The organism is Brevibacterium sp. VCM10, from assembly GCF_000583215.1.
Lineage (GTDB): Bacteria > Actinomycetota > Actinomycetes > Actinomycetales > Brevibacteriaceae > Brevibacterium > Brevibacterium linens.
The window spans coordinates 1-691 of the sequence record NZ_JAJB01000094.1 but is presented as its reverse complement, the minus strand read 5'-3'; the positions used below and the strand labels follow the sequence as shown (position 1 = coordinate 691).

Annotated in this window: 1 protein-coding gene; it reads right to left on the bottom strand. The window is 64.3% G+C overall.

The genetic code is table 11. From position 1 onward, the window contains the following. Positions 1–39: 39 nt before the first annotated feature. Positions 40–600, bottom strand: coding sequence for a GNAT family N-acetyltransferase (locus AD89_RS0117200; RefSeq protein WP_025780831.1), 561 nt, complete (start codon positions 598–600; stop codon positions 40–42). Positions 601–691: the final 91 nt, after the last annotated feature.

Sequence of the window (691 nt, the reverse complement as noted above, 5' to 3'; positions counted from 1 at the left end):
GGGCCCCCGTCAGGTAGTTCTGGAGGGGACGATGCGGGGTCAACGAGGTGGGGCGAACGGTATGCGCGGACCGGGGTGCCGCGGGTCTCCACACAGACGAGCACAGACCTCGGTGTCATAGCGAATACCGTCGTAGAGCAGTTTCTCTCGTTCGCGGCCCTCGACGATGAAACCCGCGTTCCGTGCAACTGCGGCCGAGGCCGGATTGTTCACGCGATAACCGAGTTCGAGCCGGTAGATCCCGAGATCGTCGTGAAGGAGATCGACAAAGCTGCGCAGCGCCGCCGAGACCAGGCCTTGGCCTCGAGCCTCAGCCACGGACCAATAGGAGATCCACGCGCTCGAATGCCGGCGATCGACCCCGGAGGCCATGACGTTTCCAAGGATTCGTCGCCCTGAACCGTCCCCGTCATCAACGATCGCCCGAGCGCAGAGGTCACCAGCTGCCTCGGCGTGGGTGATACTTGTGATCCATGTCCGGGCGCCATCGACGCTGCGGTCGTCGGGGATGTTGCTCAGCAGGGCATCATCGGCCCGTTCGTACACCTCAGTCAATGCCTCGGCGTCACCCGAATGCCACGGTCTGAGAATTGCGCTCATTCGGTCACCCTATCCGCAGCGGCCAGTCCGACGGCACCTCCACCGGCGCCGGTTTCGCTCCCCAAACAACGTGACGGCGGCCCAGCTACCT